Raw genomic sequence first — 16,096 nt, 5'->3', positions numbered from 1 at the left:
TTCGCAGGTTGTCTGCGGGATAACGAAGCGGCGGGCCAAGGGAAAGGGCGCTGCGTCTTGCAGGGAGCGGGTGGGGCGCTAAGGTCCGCCGCGAACCCGTCTTTTCCTATCCGAGGTGTCCCATGCAGAAGTTCGGCCTGAACCAGTCCACCCCGCGCCACGAAGACCCGCGTCTTCTGACCGGGGGCGGGGCCTATGTGGATGATACCGCGCCCGAGGGGGCGCTTCATGCCTATGTCCTTCGGTCGCCTGTGGCCCACGCCGACATCACCGCGCTGGACGTGGCCGAGGCGGAGGGGATGCCGGGGGTTCGCCTGATCCTGACGGCCGAGGCGGTGGAGGCGGCGGGCGTGTCGAACGCCATGAGCACGACGCCGGTCAAGAACCGCGACGGCAGCATGGGGGCCACACCGCTGCGCCCGCTTCTGGCCAAGGGCCGCGTGCGTTTCGTGGGCGAGGCGATCGCCATGGTCGTGGCCGACACGGCCGCCGCGGCGCGCGACGCCGCCGAAGCGATTCAGGTCGAGTTCGAGGATCTGCCGGTCAAGATGGACGTGGCGACGGGCGGGCCCCTGGTGCACGACGATGTGCCCGACAACCTGGTCTATGACTACGGCCGGGGCGACGAGGCGGCGACCGAAGCGGCGCTGGCCGGGGCGGCCCATGTGGTCGAGCTGACGGTGGATGACAACCGCATCATCTGTGCCTCGCTGGAGCCGCGCGGGACCTGGGCCGCGATGGAGGACGGGCGGCTGCATGTCTGCGTGAACGGACAGGGCGTCTGGGGGCCGCGCGATCAGCTTGCCAAGACGCTCGGGCTGGGCAAGGCGGATGTGCGGGTGACGAACCCGGACGTGGGCGGCGGGTTCGGAATGAAGGCGATGACCTATCCCGAGATGTTCCTGGTGGCCCATGCCGCGCGGGTGCTGGACCATCCGGTGCGCTGGATGGCGGAGCGGGGCGAGTCGATGCTGTCGGACAATGCCGGGCGCGACCTGATCTGCACCGCGAAACTGGGGTTCGACGCGGATCACAAGCTGGTCGCCTATCGCATGGACAACGTGGCGAACATGGGGGCCTATTGCTCGGGCTATGCGCAGAACATCCAGTCGGATCTGTTCAGCCGCGTGATGCCCGGCGTCTATGACGTGCAGGCCTGCTACATGACGTCGGTCGGGATTTTCACCAACACCACACAGGTCGACGCCTATCGCGGGGCCGGGCGACCCGAGGCGATCTATGTGCTGGAGCGGGCCATGGACTTTGCGGCGCGCGAATTGGGGGTCGATCCGTTCGAATTGCGGATGAAGAACTTCATCCCGACCGACGCCTTCCCCTATGCGACGCCCATGGAAGAGACCTATGACGTGGGCGATTTTCCCCGCGTTCTGCGCCGTGCCATGGCCGAGGGCGATGTGGCGGGCTTTGCCGCGCGGCGCGCCGAAAGCGAGGCCGAGGGCAAGTTGCGCGGTCTGGGCCTGTGCTATTACATCGAGTCGATCCTGGGGAACCCGTCCGAGAGCGCCGAGATCGTGTTCGAAGCGACGGGCCGCGTGACGCTCTATGTCGGGACGCAGTCGAACGGGCAGGGGCATGACACCGTCTATCGCCAGTTCCTGAATACCGATCTGGGTCTCGACCCCGATGTGATCGACGTGGTGCAGGGCGACAGTGACCGCATCGCCACGGGCGGGGGCACCGGCGGATCGCGTTCGGTGACGACGCAGGGCACGGCGAACCGGGCCACGGCGGCCAAGGTGGTCGGAAAGTTCGCGCCCTTCGTTGCGGGCCTTCTGGACGTGGAGGCGGTGGACTTCGACGACGGGGCCTTCCGCGCCCCCGGCTCCAACAAGGTGATGACGCTGCTGGAAGCGGCGGAGGCCGCGCGCGAGGCGGGCGAGCAGGACCTGCTCAAGACGCGCGAGACGACGACGCTGCCCGGGCGCAGTTTCCCCAATGGCGCGCATCTGTGCGAGATCGAGATCGAGCGCGACACCGGCAACCTGTCGGTGGTCCGCTATACCGTGGTCGACGATTTCGGGACGCTGATGAACCCGATGCTGGCCGAGGGCCAGGTCCACGGCGGCGTGGCCCAGGGCATCGGCCAGGCGGTCAGCGAACACGTGGTTTACGATGAGACGGGGCAGTTGTTGACGGCATCGTTCATGGACTACGGCATGCCGCGCGCGCAATCCTTGCCCATGATCGCCTTCTACACCGAATCCGTGCCCTCGACCGCCAATGTCCTTGGCATGAAGGGCTGTGGCGAAGCGGGGACCGTGGGGGCCATGGCCGCCGTGGCCAATGCCGCGCTGGACGCGCTCTGGCCGCTTGGCCTGCGCCGCGTGGACATGCCGTTCACCCCCTCGCGGGTCTGGGCGATGTTGCAACAGGCGGAGGGTGCGATTGCCGCTGAGTAGCCTGATCCGACACCTGTGGTCGCGTCGCACGGCCGGGATGGAGCGTGCCATTGTCGCGCCCCATCAGACCCATGTGGTCCTTCTGGACGGCACCCTGTCGACGCTGCAACCGGGCTATGAAACGTCGATCGGGCTGATCTACCGGATGCTCGACCGGGAAACGCGATGCTGCCTTTACTACGAGCCGGGGATCGAGTGGCGCGGCTGGCGCAACGTGAACGAGGTGATGGCCGGCGTCGGGATCAATCACCAGATTCGCCGCGCCTACATGTTTCTGGCCAACCGCTATCGGCCCGGCGACAAGATCTTTCTGATCGGCTTTTCGCGCGGCGCCTATGCCGCGCGGGCGCTGGCGGGGATGATCGACCGGGTCGGCCTGCTGAGGCCCGAGCATTCGGGCGAGGCAGAGGTGTTGCACGCCTATACCCATTACCGCGAAGACCCGACGCACCCCGCCTCGCGCAGTTTTTCGGCGCAGTTCTGTCACACGAGGGTGTCGATCACGGCGGTCGGCGCGCTCGACACGGTGCAGGCCGTGGGCATCCGCTGGCCGCTGCTCTGGCGGCTGTTTCCCCATGTCCATGCCTTCCGGTCGCACCGGTTGGGGCAGGTGGTCGAACACGGGTTTCACGCCATGGCCCTGGACGAGACGCGCAATGCCTACGGCATAGAGCGGTGGCGCACCCATGGCACCCGGACGCAGACGGTCGAGCAGGTCTGGTTTCGCGGAACCCACGGGGATATCGGCGGCCAGCTTCGGGGGTACAACGCGGCCCGGCCCCTGTCGAACATTCCACTGGTCTGGCTGTTGTCGCGGCTGGAGCCGCTTGGCCTGCAATTGCCCGAAGGCTGGCGCGACCGCTTCCCCTGCGACCCCGATGCGCCGTCGGTGGGGAAATGGCGCGGCTTTGCGCCCTTCTTCCTGTCACGTCGGCGGCGCAAGGTCGGGGTCGATCCGAGCGAAAGCCTGCACCCCACGGCGGCACGTCACCGGGCCGGCGCGAAGTTGCGCGAATGGGTCGGTGAGACGGAAGAAACCCCGTCCGACTTGTCCGCCGCGTCGCGCGGCTGATCGATGTCAGAACGTCTCGGAGATGGGATAGACGTGGACGAGGTAAAGGTAGAAGAACCCGAGCGACAGCACCAGGATGATGACCCCCAGAACCGGTGACGAAACCGAGAAGCCGTCCTTTTTGGCGCTGATCTCGGTCACGGCTGGCGGTGCGTCGCCGATCTGGTCGCGGTGGAACTGCATCCACGAAAAGTAGAGCCCGATCAGGACGATGGCGATCACGACATAGAAGATGACCTGCGATGACAGGTATTGCCATTTGAAAACGGCCAGCCGGTGTTCGTACTGCACGATCCGATAGTCGTAGTAGCCGCGCAGGGAGGTATCGATAGCCTCCAGCGTCTCGGTGCTTGGGGCATAGCCCTGCGGCATATCGGGAAACAGGACGTCCGGCGCCGTGGGCGTCGCCGTCGATTGTTGTGCGGCGGTAAGCTGGTCGAGAAGCGACCCCTCGTCTTGTGCGAGGGCGGGCAGCGACAGGATCAGGACGGCGGCAAGGCAGCGCAGAATCAGGTGCATCGTGGTCCTATCGGAAGCTGAGGAAGCGGATGGCTTCGATGTGGCGCATCACCCGTTCGTCCAGGGGGAAGCCCGCCTGAAGCGCGCGGTAGGGCGCATGATCCTCGGGCGGCAGGTGGGTGTCGACGATGGAGAGAAGCCGGGTCTCCATCTCGGTGACCCAGGGGGTGGCAGTGCCGGGCAGGGTGGGCAGGTCGGTGCCCCCGACCTGTATCGGAGAAAAGAGTGACTGGCTGCCATCGGGAAAGATCACGCCGCTGTCGATGCCGCCGACGACCGCCCAGCGGATCGTGCCGTCGGGATAGACCCGCTCGTAGCGGTCGCCGTTTAGCCGGGTCACGATGTCGCCCGTCGGCGGATCTGCGGTCGGGGCGTCGAGGACGGTGAACTCGAACCCCTCGGGAAGGATCAGAAAGGGCTGCAAATCGGCGATCCGCGCGGTGTAGCGGCGGGTCAGGCAGGCCCGATCATCCAGACAGGTGTCGCGCCAACGTCGCCAGATGGATTGGTCGCGGGCCAGCCGCTCGACTGTGGCGGCATCGGTCTGCGCGGCCTTGTAGGCATCGACCATCGCGACATCCAGCTGCGCCAGCCGCCCGTCCCTGCAGATCGCAAACTCGGTCGGCGTCCCCGCTGCTCTGCAATCGAAGCTCGGGGATTGGGCAAAGGCCGCCTGCGGCAGGCCCAGGGTCATGGCCCAGAATATCAGTGCTCGCAGCATGACGTCCCCCTTGGTCAAGCCCCGGGTCGGGACCGGTTGACGCAAGGTAACACGGCGGGGGCCTTGGGCGAAGTCAGGTATTCCCTACCCCACCCCCCCGTCGCGGGGCCTTGGGGTCAGGCGCGGGTGAAATCCATCGTCCAGTTCGTCTCCCAGAAAGCGCCGCCGTCGGTCGACATCGCCTGCTCCCACCGGGGCGTGGCGGTGTCGGTGTTCAGCCAGAGAAACCGGACGAGGACCGGCGTGTCGCCCAGGGTATCCTCGGCCAGGAAGGTGCCGACCCCGTCCCGGAACCGGCCGATCACCGGCACGTCCAGCCGATGCGGGTCGGTCGCCGCCAGCCACCAGATGGCCCAGGTCCCCTTGGCCGCATCGAAGGACCGCAGCGCAATCGCGCGATAGGACCCGGCGGGGAATTCCAGCAGATTGTCCTCGACATTCCCATTGCCGCCCAACACGGGCCGCGTCTCGGAGGTGCCGTCGAAGTCTTCCCAATCGGCGCAGCCGACAAGACGCTCCTTCAGGCGCCGATGGTGAACGCGCCAGGTGCCGAACTCGAAATCGAAATCATTGGATATACGGGTGGACTCTGGCATCTGACCAATCCTCGATGGCTATTCGTTCACTTTATGTTCCGGTCTCGTCAAAAGCAAAGAAAATTGGCCCGACCCCGGCGCCCGCCCGCTCAGGCCAGCGAACGGATGCGCAGTTTGGTGATGCGGTTGGCCGCGCGCTCGGTCACCTCGAAGCGGAAGCCGTGGAAGCTGAACACCTGGCCCACGGTCGGGATCGTCTGCGCCTCGTGGATGACGAGGCCCGCGACGGTGTTCGCCTCGTCGTCGGGCAGGCGCCAGTCGGTCGCGCGGTTCAGGTCGCGGATCGTCATGGCGCCGTCGATGACATAGGTCCCATCCGCCTCGGGGCGCAGGGTGTCCTCCTCCGGGTGGTCGAATTCGTCGGTGATCTCGCCCACGATCTCTTCCAGGATGTCTTCCAGCGTGATCAGGCCCTGCAACGCGCCGTATTCATCCACCACCAGCGCGAAATGGGTGTTTCGGGTCAGGAACTGGCGCATCTGTTCGTCAAGCGTCGTGGTCTCGGGGATGAAATAGGGCTCCATCATGACTTCGGTCACATCCAGCTTGTCCACCGCCTCGATCCCGCCGCCGTCGCCGCGCACCAGCGTGTCGATGGCGCGCAGCAGGTCCTTGGAATGCAGCACGCCGATGATGTTTTCGGGCTCGTCGCGATAGAGCGGCAGGCGGGTGTGACGGCTGGCCAGGCATTGGTCCAGGATGGCCGCCGGGGGTGCGTTCACGTCCAGAAGCTCGATATTGGAGCGGTGGAGCATGATCTCCTCGACGAAGCGATCAGACAGGTCCAGCGCGCCCAGAAGGCGGTCGCGGTCCTCTTTCTCCACCCCGCCCTCGGTATGGCCCAGGGTGATGGCGCCGACGATTTCCTCGTGCGCGGACATGATGTTGCTGTCGGGGTCGGTGTCCACGCCGAACAAGCGCAGCACCCCACGTACCAGGGCGCGCACGCCATAGACGACGGGGCTGAACACCCGGATCACGACGGCGATGGCCGGGGCCACGCGCGACGCCGCACTTTCGGGGTTTGTGATGGCATAGGTCTTGGGCAGCACTTCGGCAAAGACCAGGACCAGCGCCGTCATCACCAGAGTGGCGATGGCCACGCCACCCTCGCCGAAGAGCGTGGTGAACAGGGCCGTGGCCAGCGATGCGGCAAGGATGTTGACGATGTTGTTGCCCAGAAGGACGCTACCGATCAGACGCTCGTTGTCTTCGGTCACCGCCAGGGCGCGGGTGGCACCCTTGTCGCCCTTGTCGGCCTTGCTGCGCAACTTGGCCCGGCTGGCGGCCGTCAGCGCGGTTTCCGAGCCGGAAAAGAAGGCCGACAGCACCAGAAGGAACACGATCGCCCCCGCCGTGCCCCATGTCGCGCCCCAATTGATCGTGTCGAGTGTCTGTTCCATGACGCGCTTATGGGGCCAGGTCCGTCCTGCGACAAGGGAGGGCGTGCGTCATCCCGACAGCCGCCCATTCAGCACATAGTCGAGGATCTGCACCACCTGCGCCGATGTTTCGACCACGGCCAGCGCGGCGGCATCCACTTCCTTGAGCGCGTGCTGGTGATCGGCCCCGTGCATCACGATCAGAGACTTGCCCAGGGCCGCCGCCTGACCCGCATCGAACGCCGCGTTCCATTGCCTGTATTTCTCGCCGAAGCGCACGACGACGATGTCCGCCGTCTCGATCCCGTGGCGGGTGCGGATGGCGTTCAGGCGCGCGCCCTTGGCATCGTGCCAGAACTTGTCCGGCTCCGCCCCCATGATCGCGACGCCGCAATCGTCGGACGCGGCGTGATCCGTGACCGGCCCGCTGAACACCACATCAAGACCCGCCGCCTTGCACCCGGCCAGGATCTCGTCGCGCCAATCGGTGTGGATTTCGCCGGAAAGATAGACGGACAGGGTCATGGGCGTTTCCTTCTCTGCTTCATAAATACTCCGGGGGGTCGCGGGGGGCCGGCCCCCCGCGCGCAGCCGCTAGGCGCCCCCGGCAAGCGGATGCTTCGTCAGCACCAGCTCCTGCAAGCGGCTTTCCAGGACATGGGTATAGATCTCCGTGGTTGAGATATCGGCATGACCAAGCATCGCCTGGATGGCCCGCAGGTCCGCGCCCCCGGACAGAAGATGGGTGGCGAAGGCATGGCGCAGCACATGGGGGCTGACGCCGGCCGGGTCGATGCCCGCGAAGGCGGCCAGTGTTTTGATGCGGCCGTGAAACCAGACGCGGGTCAGGTGGCCCGCCTTGCCGCGCGACGGGAACAGGAAGGCCGACGGCGGCGTCCCACGCTCGACCCGCCCCTTCCGTTCGCCCGCGTCCCGGTGCGCCAGCCAATGGGCCATGGCATCGCGGGCGGGTGGGGACAGCGGCACCATCCGCTCCTTGCCGCCCTTGCCGCGCACCAGCAACATGCGCGGATCGCCCCGCGCGGCGGCCACGGGCAGGGCGACCAACTCGCTCACCCGCATGCCCGTCGCATAGAGCAGCTGCATCAGCGCCGTGTCGCGCAGACGCTCCTCGGCGGTCTTTCCCATGTCTTCGGCCGCCGTCAAAAGCGCGTCGACCTGTTCCTGCGACAATGTCTTGGGCAGGCTCTTGGGCTTGGCCGGCCCCGTGATGCGGATGGCGGGGTCATCGGTCCGCAGCCCGTCCTCGTGGGCAAAGCGGTAGAGGCCCCGGATTGCCGACAACCGCCGCGCGCGGGTCGAGGCGGCAAGCCCCTCGGCTTCGCAGGCGATGAGGTAGCCTTCGATGTCCGCCCGCGACGCCCGGTCGGGCGACAGCCCGCGCGCGGCGAGATGGGCGCTGAAATCCTCCAGGTCGCGGCGATAGGCCATCAACGAATTGAGCGCGGCCCCCCGTTCCGCTGCCTGCGCCTCGAGGAAGAGATCGACCCAATTCATATCAGGAGCAGTTGCAGCGCGGTGCGCCGCGCCACGTCCTGCATCCCGACCGAGCGGAAGAAGGCGAGTGCGTCGGCGATGTCCTGCGGGTCCGTCTCTGCCCCGTCAGCCAGCAGGATTGCCGCCTCGAAGAGGGCCTCGCCCAGACGGCCCGAATTGGCGAGGGAGGTCAGATGTTCCGGCGGCTCTCCGGTCATTCCGTCGGCAATGGCCCTGGCCAGCGGGCCTGGCGGCAGGGTGCCGGGCGCGTCCCCCAGGGCGATGGCCGTGGCAAAGGCATCGCGGGGCGTGACGGGGGCGGCGGTGCGGGCCACCGCCTCGTAGGCCGAGGACAGAAGGCCGACGCGCAAGGCAAGCTCCGCCGTCGCCCCCTCCAGCGGGATCTGGGCCAGGCGTTCGCCGTAAAGCTTGGCGAATGGCACCAACAGGCCCGCGTCGCGCATGCTCACCACCGCCTGCGGCAGGCTGTCGTTGACCTGCGCGGGGTCGCCCGACAACAGCGCCGTGTCCAGCCGCTGGATCGCCGCCGCCCGGTCCCAGACCCCGCCCGAGGCCGATGGCCGTCCTTCGGTGTAAAGCGCCAGCAGGCGGTTGGGGTCCAGCGCTTGAACCCGCACCAGACGTTCCGCCGCCTCGATCTGGGCCTTCCAACCGGAGGTCGGCCGCAGATCGGCTGCGGCAAAGGCCAGCGGCAGATCCAGGGTGGACGGCGTCTCTCCGATCCCGTCGAGAAGGCGGAAGGCCAGCGGCGTCATCGGGCGCGGCGGGATGGGGGGCGGCTCGCCCTCGAAGAGCTCGGGGTCGAGGAAATGGGCCAGCAACAGGTCCTCCTCCTCGGTGATGGCGCCGATGGCGCGCCCGGTGTCGAGGGTCAGCATCGCCGCCGCCCAGTCGCCGGTGCGCGTCAGGCAGAAGATGCGCGCGGGCAGGGTCGGGGCGACACCCGGATTGGCCGTCATCGCGTCACAGGCCCGCGTGTCGAACCCGGTCAGAAGCGAGGTGTCCCACCAGCGTCGGAACGCCTTGGGGTCGGTCGCGCCCGCCCGCTCCATCAACGCCTGCGCCTGGTCGAGCGCGCCGAAGCGCAGCAGGCCATCGACGCGGGCAAAGAACAGCATGTCGGGGTCGCTTGAGACCCGCGGCGCGTCCAGTTCCGCCAGAAGCAGCATCAGGGCCAGATCCTGCATCGCGGGCATGGCATCGCCCGGAAGCTGAGAAATCAGCTGCGCCAGCCGGTCCGGGTCGGAGGCGGCGAAGGTATCGCGCGGCAGCCCGGTCAGGCCCGTCGGCAACAACCCGACCGCATCGCGCCGCGTCTGCCCGATGGGCATCACGCTGATCTCGCGCTGCGTCAGGGGTGTGGCGGCGGGTTCCTCTGGCCGGGCTGGGGTGACAGGCGTGGGGGCCGCAAGCGAATCCGACAGCCAGGGAATGGCGGAGTCCGGGGCGGCCTGCGCCACCGCCTGATGGGCCAGCAACATCCCCACGCAAAGGGCCGCGACATTAACCCGCATCGATTTCAATCGTATGCGTGCGGGGCGCGGTCTCCGGCTCCAGAAGATAGGAATAGCCCCAAAGTCCAAGGGTTCCGAGGACCAGCAGGATCAGCAGGTATTTCAGGAACCGCAGCATGCTCGGCCGTCTTTTGTCATTTCGCGCCCCGTTCTCATTGCATCCATAGTGGCGGCCAGAGATATAGTTGTCCATGCAGGAGGTGACAGCCATGGGGCGCGGGACGTCAACGGTAAGCGACAAGATGCCAGCCGCGCGTCGTCACCTGACGCGCCCTGTCGTCATGGTCGGGATGATGGGGTCGGGCAAGACCGCCATCGGGACCGCGCTGGCCGACCGTCTGGGCGTGCCGTTCCGCGACAGCGACGAGGCTCTGGTGGCCGCCTCGCGCATGTCGATCGCCGAGATCTTCGAACGCGACGGCGAGGCGTTCTTTCGCGCCCGCGAAACCGAGGTCATCACCCGTCTTCTGGAAGAGGGGCCGGGGATTCTGTCGACCGGCGGCGGCGCCTTCCTGCGTCCCGAGAACCGCGAAATCATCGCCGCCCATGGCGTCTCGGTCTGGCTGCGCGCCGATGCCGACCTTCTGTGGCAGCGGGTCCGGCACAAGACGACGCGGCCCCTGCTGCTGACCGACAACCCGCGCGGCACCCTGATCGAGCTTCTGGAGGCGCGGTTGCCGTCCTATGCGCTGGCCGACCTTGTGGCCGATTGCGACCCTGCCTATTCGATCTCGGATATGGTGGACCGCGTGATCGCGGTGCTGGAGGGGGCAGGGGTCCTGCAATGAACGAGACAGTGCATGTCCCCCTGGGGGACCGGGCCTATGATGTCCTCGTGGGGCGGGGATTGTTTGCCGAGGCCGGGGCGCGCATCGCGCCGCTGCTCCGCCGTCCCCGCGTCTTCGTGGTGACCGAGACGCGGGTGGCCGATCTGCATCTCGCGGGCTTTCGCGCGGGGCTTGGCGACATCGACGCCCCGGCCCTGAGGCTGACGCCGGGCGAGGCGACGAAGGGATGGGCGGGCCTGACCGAAGTGGTCGAATGGCTGCTCGATCAACGCTGCGAACGGGGCGATGTGGTGGTGGCCCTGGGCGGCGGCGTGATCGGGGATCTGGTGGGCTTTGCCGCCGCGATCCTGCGGCGCGGCGTGCGCTACGTTCAGGTGCCGACGACCTTGCTGGCGCAGGTGGACTCCTCGGTCGGCGGCAAGACGGCGATCAATACGCGCCATGGCAAGAACCTGGTGGGCGCGTTTCATCAGCCGGTGCTGGTCCTGGCCGATGTGGATGTTCTGGACACGCTGGACACGCGCGATTTCCTGGCCGGTTATGGCGAGGTGGCGAAATACGGGATGTTGGGGGACGCGGCCTATTTCGACTGGCTGGAGGTGAACGGGCCGAAGCTTGCCTCGGACCCCGCGCTACGGGTCGAGGCGGTGCGCCATGCCGTCCAGATGAAGGCCGACATCGTCGTGCGCGACGAGACGGAGCAGGGCGACCGCGCGCTTCTGAACCTGGGGCACACGTTCTGTCATGCGCTCGAGGCGGCGACGGGCTATTCCGACCGGCTGCTGCACGGCGAAGGTGTCGCCATAGGTTGTGCGTTGGCCTTTGAGTTGTCGGCCCGCATGGGCCTGTGTTCGCAGGAAGACCCGAGCCGGGTGCGCGCCCATTTGGCCGACATGGGGATGCGCCGCGACCTGCGCGACATTCCCGGTGACCTGCCTTCGGCCGAGGTGCTGCTCGACCTCATGGGCCAGGACAAGAAGGTCGTCGACGGCAAGCTCCGATTCATTCTGGCGCGCGGCATCGGGCAGGCCTTCGTGACGGCGGCTGTGCCCGCCGAAGCGGTTCTGGGCGTCCTGCGCGACTCGGCCTAGAAGAGCCTTCGCGGAAAGTCCTTCACACCACGCGGCGGAGCAGTTCGCGGTTACAGAAGATCACGAACTGGCCACCATTTTTGGCCGCGGTAAATCCGCGCCGTCTAACCTCGGCCAGAAAAAAATCGCGGTGGATCAAGGCCTCCACGTCGCGGACAGAGCGCCGGACGATGCCACCGCGCTACGCGGCCTTGGCCGAGAAGACGGACTGAAGCCATGCGGCGGCGCGATCGGACAGAACGGGTGTTATGCCCCGCAGCCTGCCGCAAAAAGGTTAATCTTCCGCGTCCCGTCGCAAGTGCTTCAGAACCGCGACCCTTATGGCCGAGGCAAGGCCCGCGCTGACGCCCCGGTCACGGTCGATCTGAGCGGCAAGCGCATTGACCGACTTGCCCGCGTCGTCCGCCATCGCCTGAAACTCGACCCAGAACGCATCTTCCAGCGACACCGATGTGCGGTGCCCGTGCAGGGTGAGCGAGCGTTTGCGGGGCCGCGCGTCGTTCATTCCCTACGGTGCCCATCCAGATCACGGGCCGCCTTTTCGGCGCGCGCCGCCTCGGCCTGTCGCTCGGCCTTGGTGCGGCCGAACCGGGCGGCGTTGGCATCCGCCCGCGCCTTGTCCGCGTCCCTGTCCCGCGTCTTGCGCGCCTTGTTGAGATTGATGACCGTTTTCATGGCCTGAGCCTAGCGCCGACCCCGAGCGGGGTGAAGGCCGGCTACTTCGGTCCGATCATCAATTTCGGGTCGACGACGCGATCGAAGGTTTCCGCGTCGACCAGACCCATGGCCAAGGCCTCCTCGCGCAGGGTGGTGCCGTTTTTATGGGCGGTCTTGGCGACCTTGGTGGCGTTGTCATAGCCGATGGTCGGGGCCAGCGCGGTGACCAGCATCAGCGATTCCTTCATCAGCTTGTCGATCCGCTCCACGTTGGCCTGTGTGCCCACGACCATGTTGTCGGTGAAACTGCTCGCCGCGTCGCCAAGCAATTGCATCGATTGCAGCACGTTGTAGGACATCATCGGATTGTAGACGTTCAGCTCGAAATGGCCCTGCGACCCGGCCATGCCGACGGCGGCGTCGTTGCCCATGACGTGGATGCAGACCATGGTCAGCGCCTCGGCCTGAGTCGGGTTCACCTTGCCCGGCATGATCGACGATCCGGGTTCGTTTTCGGGCAGGATCAACTCGCCCAGACCCGACCGCGGGCCCGAGCCCAGAAGGCGCATGTCATTGGCGATCTTGAAGAGACTGGCGGCAACGGTCTTCAGGGCACCCGAGAACATGACCATGGCGTCATGGGCAGCCAGTGCCTCGAACTTGTTGGGGGCGGTGACGAAGGGCAGGCCGGTGATCTTCGCGATTTCGGCGGCCACGTTTTCGGCAAAGCCCTTGCGGGTGTTGAGGCCCGTGCCGACCGCCGTTCCGCCCTGCGCCAATTCATAGATGTCGGGCAGACAGGCCTCGACCCGCTCGATCCCCTTGGCGACCTGGTGGGCGTAGCCGCCGAATTCCTGGCCCAGGGTCAGGGGTGTCGCGTCCTGCGTGTGGGTGCGGCCGATCTTGATGATGTCCTTGAACTCATCCGACTTCGCCACCAGCGCCGTGTGAAGCTTACGCAGACCGGGCAGGAGCGTGTCGCGCGCCATCATGCCGATGGCGACATGCATCGCGGTCGGGAAGGTGTCGTTGGACGACTGGCCCATGTTGCAATGATCGTTCGGGTGGACCGGCGTCTTGGACCCGATGGTCCCGCCCAGCATCTCGATCGCGCGGTTCGAAATCACCTCGTTGGCGTTCATGTTCGACTGCGTGCCCGACCCGGTCTGCCACACGACCAGCGGGAAGTTGTCGTCGAACTTGCCGTCGATCACCTCACCGGCGGCATCCTGAATGGCCTTCGACAGTTTGGCGTCAAGATCGCCGAACCCTTCGTTGACGATGGCCGCCGCTTTCTTGACCACGCCAAGCGCGCGGACGATGGCGACGGGCTGCCGCTCCCACCCGATGGGGAAGTTCTGGATGGAGCGTTGCGTCTGCGCGCCCCAATACTTGTCGGCGGGCACATCCAGCGGGCCAAAGCTGTCGGTCTCGGTACGGGTCGCGGTCATCGGTCACTCCGGTCTGCTGCGGGCACATCTCGGGGCCGGGTCTAGCGAAGGGGTTTGCCCACGTCCATTGCCCGGAGCATCATTCGACCCGATGAAGATGGAACAGCCGCGCGGGCGGCAGATTGCGCCAGACCGTGGCCCCGGGCGAACAGCGCAGGCCGACCCGCGCCAGCATGGCGTCGTCGACCGGGGGCCGCACGCCATAAGTGAATTGCACGATGGACCCGCCGGGGGCGAGCGCGGACCGCGCCGCGTGCAGGATGGCAGGCACGAGGGTATCGGGCAGCGACAGAAGCGGCAGGCTCGACAGGATCGTGGTGACGGGCGGCAGGCCAAGCTCGGGCAGGTCGGCGGCGCTGCGGCAATGGACATGGGCCTCGGGAAAGCTGCGCCGCAGCCCTTCGGCGAAGGCCGGGTTCATCTCGACCAGATGGAGGTCGGATTGCGCAACGCCCCGCGCCAGGATCGCGCGGGTGATCGCGCCGCTGCCCGGCCCTAACTCGATCACCGGGCCAGATTCGGGCCCCAGACCGGCGGTCATTTCGGCCCCAAGGTAGGAGGAGGACGGAACAAGGGTGCCCATCTGGGCGGGATTGGTCAGGATCTGTTCGAAAAAGACACGGAAACCTGCTGACATTCGAAATCTCTTGGAAAAGCTGGCCAGAGCGTGAAGTGGAACAGCGGTATGGTCAATGCGCACCACCTGGCGATCAGTCAGGCGTGATCACGCGTGAGCGGTTCGGCGTGAAATCTATTTGCGGAAACGGTCCAGACTGACCACTTCGGCCTCGCGACGGGGTGGCTCGGCCTCGTCGAGGTCGGCAAAGGGCGCCTCGTCGTCCTCACCGTCGGGATCGTCGGGGCCGTCGTCGTCGCGCCGCTCGAACCGGAAGCCGAATTCGACCGATGGATCGACGAAGGTCTTCATGGCCCCCCAAGGGATCACCAGAGGCTCCGGCTGGTCGCCGAAATTGAGCGTCACGGTGAAACTCTGTTCGCCGACCTCAAGGGCATCGAACCAGTGTTGCAGCACGATGGTCATGTCTTCGGGATAGCGTTCGTGCAGCCAGTCGGCGATCTTGACCCCGGGATGGTTGGTGTCGAACGAGATCAGGAAATGATGGTCGCCGGGCAATCCATGGGCCGCCACCTGGCGCAGGACGCGCGCGATGAGACCGCGCATGGCATCATGCATCATCGTGCCGTAGTCGATATGGTCTGTCCTGCTTGGCGGTCTCACTGTCCGGCCCCCGTGACGTGACTTGACCCTAGGTAGACCAGAGGCCGCGCGGGCGGGCAAGGGGCGATTGGAACGGGCCGGGGGCGCCGGTGCGCGATTGGGCAAGGTGCCTGATTTGCAGGCAGCAGGCCCCTGCCGGACCGGCGGTCAGCCGCAACAGGATTGGCCGTTCCGAATGGGCGGGCAGGGCACCGTGCCGTAGGAACAGAAGACGCAGCAATCGCCCGGCAGCGGCTTCAGGACGGCGTGACAGCCCTTGCAGTCATGGAACCACTGGCAGACATCCGTCGGCATGACCTCCGTTTCGGCATGGCCGCACAACGGACAGGTCAGCCGGGACTCCAGCACTACCTCGGTCGCCATGCCGCATACCCCGTCAGGATCAGGAACGCCGCCAGGATCGGCAGCAAGACCAGGTCGTTGTAAACATACGGCAAAAGCCCGGTCAGCCCCAAGGCCGTCAGGATGACGGGCAGCAGTGGCGTGAAACAGCAGAGCGCCGCGAATGCGGTCCCGCCGAGGCCGATCATGAGACGTTTGTTCTCCATCGTACCCCACGCAAGCAACGACCGGGACCATGGCACGGCAAAGGGCCGGGTGCGACAGCACCCCCTGGGCCAAGGTGCACCCGAAAAGACCCGTTGGTGCTGTGGGTATATTTGGAAGGCGAGGGAGAAAGTGCAGGCTTCTGTTGCCAGGTGCCTGCGAACCCCGCCTGACACTGCTAGGCGTCAGGGCTTAAGTTTCGATCTTGCGGACTGCTTACGCAGCCAGCGCGACCGGAGCACGGTTGGTATTGGCAACTGTACATTGTGAACCGATAACGGTGGTATCTCACCGAGCGAAAGCTGGCCCCTTTAGACGTCCGTCGATCCTGTTTCGACCCCATGATCCCCCAATACGAGGATATTTGGTGGAGTCGCCGGGTACCGCCCCCGGGTCCGATCCGCTTATTACGGGTGCGTTTATCGCCATAGTTCCCTTGCGAGAACACAGCCGATATAGGCCGCCGCCCGGCGAAGTTCAAGGCCGCCGCGCGGGGGTGGTGTGAACCGAAAGCCCCGCCATGACCGGGTCAACGCCCTGTTTTCGCCCTCTTCTTCGTTGATCGTCTGATTCAATCAGTA

The 16,096-nt window shown here is 66.4% G+C and carries 19 protein-coding genes and 1 other RNA gene; 4 read left to right on the top strand and 16 right to left on the bottom strand.

The genetic code is table 11. The features are described 5' to 3' along the window. The first annotated feature begins 122 nt into the window (after positions 1 to 122). Together BM002_RS02610 and BM002_RS02605 are read left to right on the top strand one after the other, a co-directional pair. Positions 123 to 2,420, top strand: a complete 2,298-nt coding sequence (locus BM002_RS02610) for a xanthine dehydrogenase family protein molybdopterin-binding subunit (RefSeq protein ID WP_092777016.1) — start codon at positions 123 to 125, stop codon at positions 2,418 to 2,420. Next, positions 2,401 to 3,492, top strand: coding sequence for a DUF2235 domain-containing protein (locus BM002_RS02605; protein ID WP_425431822.1), 1,092 nt, complete (start codon positions 2,401 to 2,403; stop codon positions 3,490 to 3,492). Before BM002_RS02610 ends, BM002_RS02605 begins: the two co-directional genes overlap by 20 nt. 6 nt (positions 3,493 to 3,498) lie before the next feature. Here the strand turns inward: BM002_RS02605 and BM002_RS02600 are convergent, their stop codons facing one another. The 8 genes from BM002_RS02600 to BM002_RS19600 all read right to left on the bottom strand — a co-directional run bounded on the left by BM002_RS02600 (position 3,499) and on the right by BM002_RS19600 (position 9,860). Beyond that, positions 3,499 to 4,011 (bottom strand): hypothetical protein, encoded by a 513-nt coding sequence (locus tag BM002_RS02600; protein ID WP_092777012.1) that lies wholly within the window; start codon positions 4,009 to 4,011, stop codon positions 3,499 to 3,501. A 7-nt stretch (positions 4,012 to 4,018) separates the two neighbouring features. Beyond that, on the bottom strand, positions 4,019 to 4,732 hold the full coding sequence (locus BM002_RS02595) for a lysozyme inhibitor LprI family protein (RefSeq protein ID WP_139212222.1): 714 nt from the start codon (positions 4,730 to 4,732) through the stop codon (positions 4,019 to 4,021). A 116-nt stretch (positions 4,733 to 4,848) separates the two neighbouring features. Further along, positions 4,849 to 5,328 (bottom strand): DUF1579 domain-containing protein, encoded by a 480-nt coding sequence (locus BM002_RS02590; protein ID WP_092777008.1) that lies wholly within the window; start codon positions 5,326 to 5,328, stop codon positions 4,849 to 4,851. An 89-nt stretch (positions 5,329 to 5,417) separates the two neighbouring features. Next, positions 5,418 to 6,731, bottom strand: coding sequence for an HlyC/CorC family transporter (locus tag BM002_RS02585; protein ID WP_092777006.1), 1,314 nt, complete (start codon positions 6,729 to 6,731; stop codon positions 5,418 to 5,420). Positions 6,732 to 6,779: 48 nt separating this feature from the next. Then, positions 6,780 to 7,235, bottom strand: coding sequence for a YtoQ family protein (locus BM002_RS02580; protein WP_092777004.1), 456 nt, complete (start codon positions 7,233 to 7,235; stop codon positions 6,780 to 6,782). Positions 7,236 to 7,304: 69 nt separating this feature from the next. After that, on the bottom strand, positions 7,305 to 8,228 hold the full coding sequence (locus BM002_RS02575) for a site-specific tyrosine recombinase XerD (RefSeq protein WP_092777002.1): 924 nt from the start codon (positions 8,226 to 8,228) through the stop codon (positions 7,305 to 7,307). After that, positions 8,225 to 9,742, bottom strand: coding sequence for a hypothetical protein (locus BM002_RS02570; protein WP_139212220.1), 1,518 nt, complete (start codon positions 9,740 to 9,742; stop codon positions 8,225 to 8,227). Before BM002_RS02570 ends, BM002_RS02575 begins: the two co-directional genes overlap by 4 nt. Further along, positions 9,732 to 9,860 carry a hypothetical protein gene (locus BM002_RS19600; RefSeq protein WP_281243787.1) on the bottom strand — a complete coding sequence of 43 codons (129 nt, stop codon included), beginning with the start codon at positions 9,858 to 9,860 and terminating at the stop codon, positions 9,732 to 9,734. The genes BM002_RS02570 and BM002_RS19600 overlap by 11 nt, the downstream gene beginning before the upstream one ends. A 124-nt stretch (positions 9,861 to 9,984) precedes the next feature. Here BM002_RS19600 and BM002_RS02560 point away from each other — a divergent pair, with 124 nt between their 5' ends. Together BM002_RS02560 and aroB are read left to right on the top strand one after the other, a co-directional pair. Further along, a complete protein-coding gene (locus BM002_RS02560; protein ID WP_245749157.1) occupies positions 9,985 to 10,530 on the top strand; it encodes a shikimate kinase in 546 nt (181 codons plus the stop codon). Continuing rightward, positions 10,527 to 11,621, top strand: coding sequence for a 3-dehydroquinate synthase (aroB, locus tag BM002_RS02555; RefSeq protein WP_092776996.1), 1,095 nt, complete (start codon positions 10,527 to 10,529; stop codon positions 11,619 to 11,621). Before BM002_RS02560 ends, aroB begins: the two co-directional genes overlap by 4 nt. A gap of 274 nt (positions 11,622 to 11,895) precedes the next feature. Here aroB and BM002_RS02545 read toward each other — a convergent pair whose 3' ends face one another. From BM002_RS02545 to ssrA, 8 genes are all read right to left on the bottom strand, one after another. After that, positions 11,896 to 12,126 (bottom strand): ribbon-helix-helix domain-containing protein, encoded by a 231-nt coding sequence (locus tag BM002_RS02545; RefSeq protein ID WP_092776993.1) that lies wholly within the window; start codon positions 12,124 to 12,126, stop codon positions 11,896 to 11,898. Continuing rightward, positions 12,123 to 12,296 (bottom strand): DUF4169 family protein, encoded by a 174-nt coding sequence (locus tag BM002_RS02540; RefSeq protein ID WP_092776991.1) that lies wholly within the window; start codon positions 12,294 to 12,296, stop codon positions 12,123 to 12,125. The genes BM002_RS02545 and BM002_RS02540 overlap by 4 nt, the downstream gene beginning before the upstream one ends. A 41-nt stretch (positions 12,297 to 12,337) precedes the next feature. After that, on the bottom strand, positions 12,338 to 13,729 hold the full coding sequence (gene fumC, locus BM002_RS02535; RefSeq protein ID WP_092776989.1) for a class II fumarate hydratase: 1,392 nt from the start codon (positions 13,727 to 13,729) through the stop codon (positions 12,338 to 12,340). A gap of 79 nt (positions 13,730 to 13,808) precedes the next feature. Continuing rightward, positions 13,809 to 14,366 carry a class I SAM-dependent methyltransferase gene (locus BM002_RS02530; protein ID WP_092776986.1) on the bottom strand — a complete coding sequence of 186 codons (558 nt, stop codon included), beginning with the start codon at positions 14,364 to 14,366 and terminating at the stop codon, positions 13,809 to 13,811. A gap of 114 nt (positions 14,367 to 14,480) precedes the next feature. Beyond that, complete coding sequence (locus tag BM002_RS02525; protein WP_092776984.1) at positions 14,481 to 14,927, bottom strand: SspB family protein; 447 nt, start codon at positions 14,925 to 14,927, stop codon at positions 14,481 to 14,483. Between the two features lie 189 nt (positions 14,928 to 15,116). Next, positions 15,117 to 15,332 carry a GDCCVxC domain-containing (seleno)protein gene (locus tag BM002_RS02520; protein ID WP_092776982.1) on the bottom strand — a complete coding sequence of 72 codons (216 nt, stop codon included), beginning with the start codon at positions 15,330 to 15,332 and terminating at the stop codon, positions 15,117 to 15,119. Then, positions 15,317 to 15,517 carry a mercury resistance system transport protein MerF gene (merF, locus tag BM002_RS02515; protein ID WP_092776980.1) on the bottom strand — a complete coding sequence of 67 codons (201 nt, stop codon included), beginning with the start codon at positions 15,515 to 15,517 and terminating at the stop codon, positions 15,317 to 15,319. The genes BM002_RS02520 and merF overlap by 16 nt, the downstream gene beginning before the upstream one ends. A 129-nt stretch (positions 15,518 to 15,646) precedes the next feature. After that, positions 15,647 to 16,000, bottom strand: a transfer-messenger RNA (tmRNA) gene (gene ssrA / locus BM002_RS02510). Between the last annotated feature and the right edge of the window lie 96 nt (positions 16,001 to 16,096).

The sequence above is a fragment of the Jannaschia pohangensis genome, assembly GCF_900113875.1.
Classification (GTDB): Bacteria; Pseudomonadota; Alphaproteobacteria; order Rhodobacterales; family Rhodobacteraceae; genus Jannaschia; species Jannaschia pohangensis.
Note: the sequence above shows the minus strand (reverse complement) of the source record. Positions and strands in the feature narration are given on the sequence as shown.